Origin of the sequence: Rickettsia endosymbiont of Ixodes scapularis, assembly GCF_000160735.1 — a bacterium.
Lineage (GTDB): Bacteria > Pseudomonadota > Alphaproteobacteria > Rickettsiales > Rickettsiaceae > Rickettsia > Rickettsia tamurae.
The window spans coordinates 1224894-1234532 of record NZ_CM000770.1; the positions used below are offsets into that span (position 1 = coordinate 1224894).

Consider the following 9639-nt stretch of genomic DNA (forward strand, 5'->3'; position numbering starts at 1 on the left):
GAGTTAGAGAAAATGGACAATATATCAGTAATGTAAGGGGAAAAATGGTTAAAATACAAGAGTTATTTCGCCCTCTAGCCATAGGATCGCATGTGAGTTTGTCACAACGTAGAATTGGTACAAAAGGTGAAATATTTAATGTAGTAGGGATCAGAAATAAGAAGAGTGAACTTGCAGTCTTAATACATAGTGATGAGATCAAAAATCCTGCTGAGATTATATGCTCAAAGATGGCAAATTGAAACAATGTTCAAAGCTTTTAAATCAGCAGGATTCAACTGTGAAGCAACTCATATTACTAATGATTTACGATTAGATACATTGATGCAAATATTGTCTATTGCATTTTGCCTAGCTTATCAAACTGGAGAGATTATAGTTTTAGATAAACCAATAGTTATTAAAAAACATGGTTATAGGCAAAATAGTATATTTCGTGTTGGATTAGATACATTGGTTAATATCTTGTATAATATTTCTACTCAATTAGTATGTTGGATACAGCTGTTGTCCTTGATATTCCAATATCCAAAGATGATAAAATGAAAAATTGTCATGTAGTAAGCAAATTTCCAATTCGTTCTATCTAAACACAATACCCATTTTTGCTCCTGCTCAAACCCAGTCATCATGACTAACATAACAGGTAATACTCTCCATGATATTGAGATTCAGAGATAAATCTTTGCATCCTTCTATACCATGAAGCTGCTTTTAATCCCAGACGGCATTCTATTGCATAACAATGACATGTTTACTGTCCTGCTGTTAAGCATTGAAATGATAAATAATCCTAAACATTTTGCTCTTGATAAATTAAGCGAAATATGTTTTTGTAATAATTCGACTAGAGGGGCGGAATGATCTTTCATATGTAAACCAAGTTCTTTCCCCGTTATCATCATGAATTATCAGCAAAATTCAATCCTTTAGTCCTTACATCTCTAAAAATTGTCATGTAGTAAGATTAAATTGTAAAACTTGTCACACCTCTTACAAACCTTGAAAGTTTTCAATAAGCCCTATATTTACCGTATATGTACTTTTACCGTTTACATAGCTCCGTGTCCCGTCAATAGGATCAATTAACCAAAAAGTATCACTGCTTAATATAGGTAGCGGCTGCTCTTCACATACTATAGCTATTTGAGAAGTTAAGGTTTGTAGAGTTTGATAAATTATTTTACTAATTTCCTTATCGGCATTAGTGACTACTGACCCATCTGATTTAGTATCAGTCAATATTCCTGCCTTTTTTATATCTAATGCAACCTTACCGGTATTAATAATTAAATCTTTTAAAGCATTAATTAAATTGTCATTCATAATTATTTATTTAACATCTTTGCAGCTGTATCATCTTCTAACCACTGACCGGTATTTAAAAACGTAGATTGCTGCAACTCAGCGATTTGATGATCAGGTGACCCCGGTAACATTTGCCATCCCAAATATTCAATTCCATAATACCCTATATCAACCATACTTAAATAAGAGTCCATATTTTCTAAATCTTTTTTATTATTTGCAAAAATTACTATTTTTTTAGGTTGTTTTGGTATAATTTTTAAGAACTCTATAAGAGTTTTTACTCTATTTATATTACCGGTAAATATTATACCTAAATAAAAAATAGGGGCTCCAGCATCGCTTGGATTAAATCTAAATACATCTTTATCATTAACCTTATTAGTAAAATTAATATTGAGTCCGTAAAGTAAGGTATATAACCATCCTTCATAATTTTCAATTAAATTACATGGAGCCGTTATTTCTTGAAGACCTAAAACTGTTGCACCTTGCTGTTTCATCTTATTAATTAAATCTACCCACTTAGATTCAACAAGCATCATTTGACGCTGCACTATCAATTTTGCAATAGTTTTATTAACTGATGCGTTATCCGCTGCAAGACTATATAAATATTTAGTAAAATTTATATAAGAATTATACTGATATCGAAATAATTTGGATTTCGGTGTTATAATAGTATTATCTATATTTATAAGTACCAACGTATCTGCATCTATCTTCGGTAATAAATTTTTCATTGTTACTGAATCTACGGAGTAAGTAGGAATAATTTGACCGTAGCCTGCATACGAAATAACTAAGCAAAGTAAACTCAATAAAACTTTATTTATTCGTGTCATAAGGATTTTTATCTTTCGCATTATTATTCTTTAAAGGTGGATTATTTCTTTTTAGCTTATTTATTTGAGGTATTAAATAACCAATGGTTTTATTATAATATGCAGCATCTTTATTTTCCGGGGTATTTTTATTATTATAATGATAACCAATAAATAATATATTAGAACTATAACTATTAAGTTGAAATTCCATTGAGCTTAGCAATTCTACGCTACTACTAATCATTATAAAGCATTTCGGTATAAAATTCATTTGAACAAGGAAATTGATCATCATTTCCGCTTCCGATATATTATTACTCGTCAATATACCCTTATAAAATACCGGATAAGTATTAGCAAAACTGTCTAAATTATTAAAAATAATATAATTATTGTTTGGAAAACTATTTGAAAAATCAATATCGAAATTTTTCTTTAAATAATCGGCAAACCATATTTCAAATTTAGGAATATTATTAAAATTACCGGTAAAGCCATCATTTACTGCTATTATAGGGATTTTACTATTACTCATTTCATTTACAAAATTTGGAAAATCAGATTCTTGTAATTCTTTCTTATAACTATCATTAGTTAAAATCAATTGATTTATATAAATAGCTTTTGGATTTTTATTAATATTACGCAAAAGAGGAGTTAGTATAAGATAAATATCTTTATCAATTTGTTCACCAATAGGCACTAAAGACTTAAACAAAAATTCATCTAAAACCGTTACTACTAATAAACCCTGAGGTACATAATTTTTATTATAATTTTCTTTAAAATCTTGTTTTATTTTATCTAAGTTATCTACTTCGATAATCTCTGCACAAGCTATAGACGTAATAAATAATATTAGAATAAATATATATTTTTTAAACATTTATGGTTCCGTTTTTTAAAGGTAGCGTGTCATACCATGGTCAAGCCACGGTATGACAATTATTATATATTAGTGTTACCACATCATACTGCTAATATCAATCCATATTAAACTATAATATGGTAAATATGTTTGAAAGTTTTTTTAGTTCGCTTGGTGGTACTGTTGGAAATGCATTTGGCGGCGGCATATTTTCAAGTTTAACGACCCTCTAACCTCATATTCATGCACTTGGCAAGTCGGTAGTTATAATAGAGAGAATGCTAAAATTATCTCTAAAGATGAGCGTGACAACCCTCATTACGGCGGCACGATTAATGATGCTAGTTTAGTGCGTTACTTAACCGAGTTAAAAAGGGTTATAATAATTTCATCCTACACTACGCACGACTTGTTAAAGATTATGTCGATGCCTTTATAATCGGCTCGGAGCTGATCAGCATAACTTCTATAAACGCGAGTTTCGTATTAAGATGCCTAAATTATGGTTAATGAATATGCTATAATCCTTATCCTTTCAAGGTTTGTAATAACAAAAACAATATTACTAATATCCTCGTAACCCAGTTACTATCAGCTATTCAGTTCCTCTATTAATACGAAACTCACGTTCTATAAAAGATGCAGCCAATAATTTTCCGACAGTAAGCGAACTTTGTAATCTTGCACATTTAGTAAAAAAATAGTAGGAAGTAATGTACAAGTTACTTATGCTGCCGATTGGTCGGAATATCATCGCACTAGCGGTGGCTGGTATAATCTAGATCCGTTATTTGCCTCCCCTTATATCGATTTTGTAGGTATAGATGCTTATTTCCCTTTAACTAGTTCTTTAAGTTCTCAGATAACTAAAGAAGAAATTATGAAAGGTTGCCGTTCAGGCGAAGGGATTTTGTACTCACTTTATAACAAAAACAGTATTATCAAGATCCCCGTAACCCAGTTACTATCAGCTATTCAGCGACTTTTTGAATACGAAACTCGCGTATTATTATTACCTAGACAATCCTCAATTGATTTATTTGATTTACTTGTATATAAAAACTTCTCAAATCTATTTAATATATTTTGAAAATCTAAGCCAAACTCTTGTACTAACTGGAATAACGTACGCATATATGCTTCTTCGCTTTCTTTTCCTATATATCAAGATCAGGGAATTGTTTATAAAAATTTTCTATAAACTCATCTAATGACTTTAGTTGCTCTAAGGTGGTGTATCTATTATCCCTTTATTTTTCTCAAGTAAGGTACTAGTTACTTTGCGAGTTTGTAAGTTTGAACTTTGCAACTCAAGGAATGTAAGGGATTCTTAAGAAAACTAGTAAACTTTGAACTACTAGGGTCTATTAAAAAATTTTTATAATTTCCTTATGTATCTAATTCTTTCCACAAACATATAGCATGAATTACAGTAGATTGAGTCTTTTCATCATATTTAAATTTCCATCCAGTAATAGGACCTTTGGTACCTTTAATATCCTCTCATTCAAATGTATCAACTAATACACTATAAATACCCGGGGTATTTAATTCTTTGAATGCATTTTCAAATGCTTCTTTTTCAATTCTGTGTAAGCTATCTTTTGTAATACTACAATCACTTTGCGTTAATTGACAGGGATTTGCAGCATTTTGATCAATTAAGTATTTTGTGTGGTCAGGATTTATTGCAAAACGTTTTATAACAGGCTTAGAATGGTCTTGTTGATATTCTTTTTGAACAATGCAATTGTTTAATTCTTTTGTGCCTTCTCTACGTATAGGACCTGGGGGAATCGATCTAGATTCAATATTATCTTTCATAATTGATACCGGTTTTGATGAAATTTAAAAACCCTTTTTTTACCACAATGTTGATGCTTGAAACTTCCCGCCACCGCAATTAAAGATAAACGATATTAAGGCAGCTTGCTAGTTTTCGGTTAGTGGAAAACGCTGTAATATCTACATAAGACTACCTAAGCTTTGCATATGTCTTTCTCAAGCAGCTCTTCGGCTTGCTACTTATTAATCGCTTTCCTATATATTCGTTCGGTCCTATCACATGCCCATAACCGATTACTTTATAGCCTACGGTATAATAGAATTTATATTCACATCATTTTAGCCAAGTAAACGAAAGTGTATAAGGTCTTTTCGTCACTTTTGCTCATTATATAAGGCACTTTAACATATATATGCATTTGTTCTACTTGGTCATTTATTTTATCTTTTTCTAAAAAGATAAGTAACTTATGAGTAATATTATTTTCAATTCTATTTATTACAGTTGTTCCAGAATTATCGTTAGAATAGTTTAAAACATCTTCAAATAACTTTTCTATGCGTGATAATAATCTTATTTCTTCTAGATGAAAATATTGTCTAACCTCTTCAAGTGCTAAATATCTACCACGGTTATTATTAAGAAGCTTGTATAAAAATATTTTATCTAATATGTCGGTATTATTTTTAAATTCTTATTAATAATTTGCTGTTTGTAAAAAGATATTTGACGCATAAAAACGATAATTGTAGCTGTAAGAGCTGCGAATAAAATAGAGGATAAGTTTAGTGATTGAAAAAAACATATTTGTACCATTGTTAAATTAATGCAATCAACAGTGGGATAATATTTCTTATATTACGATCTAAAAATGAATTTTATTTATACCTATTTTCTCTTTTAGTTACTAAACTTGTTTATCATATATTTATCGTACCATTAATAGAGTAAAGTAAATTTTCTTGATCATCCTTTCGTCCAAGTTGCATTACGGCTAGCTACCTCAGCTCTTTTAGAACATTAAATTATTATTTTTTTCCATAAGTTTCTTCCTATTGTGCTTTATTATAAACTGCATACTCTTCACTAAAATTATATTTTTGTTTTTATCCATTAATTCAAAAAGCTTTTTTGCACCGCTATAAACCCTATGCCATTCAGGGTGATTGAGATATGCAGCATCAGGTTGATTTTCTCCTATATTTTCTGTTAATTTATTAAACCATTTACAAAACTCATAAACTTGTTTAGCCTCTTCTTCATTATAAAATAGTTCTCCTATATTTTCTGGTTTATACTCGTGTAACTCACAATCATTATATAAATTCTCTAATACATAAAACATTAGACTGTCCCAATAACTATGCGGGTGTTTTTCGCTATTTTTAGGCCATGTTTTTTGTTGTTTTTCAAAATCAGCTAACTCTTCAAAAGCATCTTTTATCTCCTCTAAACATTGGATAGTTAATTTTTAATTTTAAGGTTTGTTGTGAGTAATCCATTTTTTTATCCATTCTTCTAAATTAATATGTGCCTCAGGAATTTTTTTTAGCTTAAATCCTGGAATTTCTTTGATAATTTTGTTGCTAACAGGGTCTATAACTTCTGTAACCTTTGTATTACTATTATATCTTAATTGATTTCCATATTTATCAATTCTACAACCTTTATCAACAATAACTGCATAATCTACTTTTTGATGCGAGAATTCAACATTTGATCTACCTTTCATTATTCTCATACCATTTACCTTATCTCCATACAGTAGACCTGTTCCTTTTTCAGAAAATTTAGGAAATCCAAGCTTTTCAGGTATTTTTTTAACAATTTCAGGAAGTTGTACCCAAATTTCATATTCTTCAAGATATTTACCATATTTTTCAAGTTCAAGATTGTCTAGTTTTACGCCTGTAATATCTTCAATATGTTTTTGAAGTTTAGTAATGTTATTACTAACATCAATAGTATTATTATCTATTTCTCTTGAGAGCTTAATAGCTTTATCTTTGTATGAATCAGAAACTAAGTCAATTATTTGGTCTTTAAATAAACCATATAATGATTTAACAAGTCTAAAAGGTGCTGAGATCAGTGAAAGAACAAGCATTTCTGGATAAACCGGTTCAACCCCAGGCTCATCAAGAATTTCTTGTAGTCTTTCTTCTTCTTGACGCTTTAATTCTTCCTGTTGTTTAGCTGTTAGTTCCTCCTCTCCTGCAGAGAATGCTGAAGCTTGTTGTGGTTTGAGGGCAGAGGAGATAAACTCCACCATATCGCTAACAGGGACAGTGGCACGAAGTGAGGTATACTCGCCAGTGGTAGTGCCGATTTGACTGTTAACGTTACGGCTTAAGTTCAGGAGGTAGATTACCACCGCCGGTTAGCTTATCTCACCCATGCCTATAACAGGCAGAATATCCCGTGACTGCTCGTTGAAGCCGCAGACGACAGGGATGCCAACACCCCATTTAGCTTGCCGCTACTATCGGCTTTTTTCGTTAAGGTGCCCCCCAAGCCCAAAGCTCTTTCCGTTATCGTAGTCGTGTAACTGTCTTGCTACTATGCTGCCTGCTTCAACGTAAAGTCTGCCTTTATCGGTAAACTACCGTCGGGATTTACCTCGGCGTTAATTAATCCTCCCGCTATCTCTAGAGTCTGCTGTACTACCACATGCGTTACTTGCGTACCGATAATGCTGCCTACCGCTTTCGTCCAAGCTGCATTACGGCTAGCTACTTCAGCTTTACCTCCTAGCTCCTTATATGTTCCGGCATTATTAAAGCCAACGCTCATCTGCATACCGGACATCCGTTCTTGTATTACGTCCTGCAAACTCTCAACTACTAAATTATTTGTAGTACTTACTCCCCCTGATACCTACATACCAAATCTTACAGAGTCAAGATTTTGTAAATTTTTCTTTAAGTCTACCAGCGATGTGCTTACTACTAGCTTTCTTATATCGCCTGCTATCTGCATAGTTTGTGGGCCTAGCTGATATAGGTTTAATGCACGATCTAGAACATCAAGCCAAGTGCGTACCATTTTTATGTATTAAGTGATTGGCAAGCTTTGCCGTGTAGCTTAAATCTTCTTGCATGCCAATATGTATGCCAGCTTGCATTGTAGTAGATAGAGGATAATTATATAGAGGATTTAGCTGTCATTGCCTATTATATCGACTTCGTCCTCTAAATAAGAAGCTATATGATATTTTTAGGTCAACAGGCAGTAGATTAAGGATTGGACTTTCTTCTAAAGATTTTTCTACTAATTTAAAATTTAAAAATGGAGTATGATCTTTAAAAGGGTTTTCAGTTTGATAAGAGCTATAAAAAAGCTTATAATTTTGTCCTATAAATAAATTTAATGCCTCTTTATCTATTGCTTTATATTTATCTGCAATCTCCTTTATTTCTTCTAGCGTATAATTATTAGATAAAATTTTAGCAAATTCTTTATGAGGTAGATTAGCTATTTTTGCTAACGTATTTATATCTTGGAAACTCATTTTATCTTGATAATGATTTGTAAAAGTATATTGCTCATTTTTTTGTTAATTTATAAGAAAATAATATTAATAAGTCAATAAGTTGTATTTAATATTTTAATAATTTAATATTTTAATAATTTATTATTCTCTTCACCGCTATAATTACTGAGTTCTAGCAAAGCTGCGTGTATTTCTTTCTCAAGTAAATTAGATACTGCCGCAAAATCATTATCAAGAGCTATTATTTGCCTTGCTAGATTATTTGGAAGCCCTAGAGCATCCTTGCTCTAAACGCTAGCAACAAATTTGACCAAGTAAGCTCTATTTCCGATATTGCTAAATATTTACCCTCTAATATGGCTACTTCTAGCTCTGCCTTATCTGCTTGAGCTTTTAGTAACCTAACGCGAGTTTCGTATTAATAGAGGAACTGAATAGCTGATAGTAACTGGGTTACGAGGATATTAGTAATATTGTTTTTGTTATAAAATGTACTTAAAACTGCATAAATTTTTAGTAAATTGTCTTTTTTGACTATAACTATTAAATTGTAAAACTTGTCACACCTCTTACAAACCTTGAAAGGATAAGCATTATAGCATATTCATTAACCATAATTTAGGCATCTTAATACGAAACTCGCGTTAACCTAAGCTTTTGAGTATGTAGATTATTGTTTTTGCCTAGATTCTGCTGTTGTAAATACTTCCCATAAAATAGTAGGTACAGAATATTTTTTTAGCAAGACATGGATCGAAAATTAAAACAAAAGGAACATTCAAAGTTTTTACTAAATTTCAAAAAGCCTTGAAACCCTTGTCGGAACTGGTGGAGGCAAAGGGAATCGAACCCTTGACCCTCTGCGTGCAAAACAGACGCTCTACCCCTGAGCTATGCCCCCGATTGTGTGGAAGATATATTGTTTATAAGTAATTAGGATAAGCTTTTAACTAGTCCCCAAGGTAATGGTTGACCGTTACTTCCTACGACTAAATCTCCGGAAGATTCATATTCGGCAGCTAGAAAAGAATTTTGAACAGCAATAAGCTTTACCGGTTTGATTTTCTGACCGTTATGAAAATATTCTTTAGCCTGTTCCCTAGAAGTCGGGTTATTTTTGGAAGCTGTTTTTGCTTTCGCTTTAGACATACACTATTAACTTTTTTTAAACTTGTGAAAAATATAAAACTTTTTCCTAAACTTGTCAATAACTACCGTGTCGATAAATAGACATTGCTTAGAAAAAAGTGGTTTTGTTTTACACAACTTCTAAAAAATCCCTTATTGTCATTCCTACGAAAGGCTTGCTTGCATAGAGCAGTTGTTTCGTCATTGCGAGCAGCCATTGTTACGTGGC

The 9639-nt window shown here is 31.7% G+C and carries 9 protein-coding genes, 1 tRNA gene and 6 pseudogenes; 4 read left to right on the forward strand and 12 right to left on the reverse strand.

Annotation, left to right across the window (positions count from 1 at the left end):
• A pseudogene (locus REIS_RS15800) lies at positions 1-242 on the forward strand (IS200/IS605 family transposase); the annotation flags it as partial.
• A gap of 4 nt (positions 243-246) precedes the next feature.
• Positions 247-546, forward strand: a complete 300-nt coding sequence (locus tag REIS_RS15805; RefSeq protein ID WP_050755373.1) for a hypothetical protein — start codon at positions 247-249, stop codon at positions 544-546.
• Here REIS_RS15805 and REIS_RS17360 read toward each other — a convergent pair.
• The 4 genes and pseudogenes from REIS_RS17360 to REIS_RS06220 all read right to left on the reverse strand — a co-directional run bounded on the left by REIS_RS17360 (position 483) and on the right by REIS_RS06220 (position 3021).
• Positions 483-905, reverse strand: a pseudogene (locus REIS_RS17360) (transposase). The gene REIS_RS15805 and the pseudogene REIS_RS17360 sit on opposite strands and share 64 nt — an antisense overlap.
• Before the next feature lie 103 nt (positions 906-1008).
• Positions 1009-1326, reverse strand: a pseudogene (locus tag REIS_RS06210) (inositol monophosphatase family protein); the annotation flags it as partial.
• 2 nt (positions 1327-1328) lie between these two features.
• Positions 1329-2174: a DUF2608 domain-containing protein gene (locus REIS_RS06215; RefSeq protein WP_008580401.1), complete on the reverse strand. Its 846-nt coding sequence runs from the start codon at positions 2172-2174 to the stop codon at positions 1329-1331.
• On the reverse strand, positions 2137-3021 hold the full coding sequence (locus REIS_RS06220) for a DUF2608 domain-containing protein (RefSeq protein WP_008580402.1): 885 nt from the start codon (positions 3019-3021) through the stop codon (positions 2137-2139). Before REIS_RS06220 ends, REIS_RS06215 begins: the two co-directional genes overlap by 38 nt.
• A 128-nt stretch (positions 3022-3149) precedes the next feature.
• On the opposite strand from REIS_RS06220, the pseudogene REIS_RS17365 reads away from it, so the two are divergent.
• Together REIS_RS17365 and REIS_RS15810 are read left to right on the forward strand one after the other, a co-directional pair.
• Positions 3150-3224, forward strand: a pseudogene (locus REIS_RS17365) (host specificity protein); the annotation flags it as partial.
• 479 nt (positions 3225-3703) lie between these two features.
• A complete protein-coding gene (locus REIS_RS15810) occupies positions 3704-4093 on the forward strand; it encodes a glycoside hydrolase TIM-barrel-like domain-containing protein (RefSeq protein ID WP_081819077.1) in 390 nt (129 codons plus the stop codon).
• Between the two features lie 413 nt (positions 4094-4506).
• Here the strand turns inward: REIS_RS15810 and REIS_RS06225 are convergent, their stop codons facing one another.
• The 8 genes and pseudogenes from REIS_RS06225 to REIS_RS06260 form a co-directional block, all read right to left on the reverse strand.
• Positions 4507-4827 carry a hypothetical protein gene (locus REIS_RS06225; protein ID WP_008580404.1) on the reverse strand — a complete coding sequence of 107 codons (321 nt, stop codon included), beginning with the start codon at positions 4825-4827 and terminating at the stop codon, positions 4507-4509.
• A gap of 45 nt (positions 4828-4872) precedes the next feature.
• Positions 4873-4968 (reverse strand): annotated as a pseudogene (locus REIS_RS17370) (glycoside hydrolase family protein); the annotation flags it as partial.
• Positions 4969-5801: 833 nt separating this feature from the next.
• A complete protein-coding gene (locus tag REIS_RS06235; RefSeq protein ID WP_410525718.1) occupies positions 5802-6251 on the reverse strand; it encodes an SCO4402 family protein in 450 nt (149 codons plus the stop codon).
• A gap of 15 nt (positions 6252-6266) precedes the next feature.
• Complete coding sequence (locus tag REIS_RS06240) at positions 6267-7061, reverse strand: hypothetical protein (protein ID WP_037213879.1); 795 nt, start codon at positions 7059-7061, stop codon at positions 6267-6269.
• Positions 7062-7348: 287 nt separating this feature from the next.
• Positions 7349-7582 (reverse strand): hypothetical protein, encoded by a 234-nt coding sequence (locus REIS_RS06245; protein ID WP_179943701.1) that lies wholly within the window; start codon positions 7580-7582, stop codon positions 7349-7351.
• Between the two features lie 487 nt (positions 7583-8069).
• Positions 8070-8342 (reverse strand): annotated as a pseudogene (locus tag REIS_RS06250) (hypothetical protein); the annotation flags it as partial.
• 766 nt (positions 8343-9108) lie between these two features.
• A tRNA-Ala gene (locus tag REIS_RS06255) sits at positions 9109-9183 on the reverse strand.
• Between the two features lie 32 nt (positions 9184-9215).
• Complete coding sequence (locus tag REIS_RS06260; RefSeq protein ID WP_008580410.1) at positions 9216-9431, reverse strand: hypothetical protein; 216 nt, start codon at positions 9429-9431, stop codon at positions 9216-9218.
• Between the last annotated feature and the right edge of the window lie 208 nt (positions 9432-9639).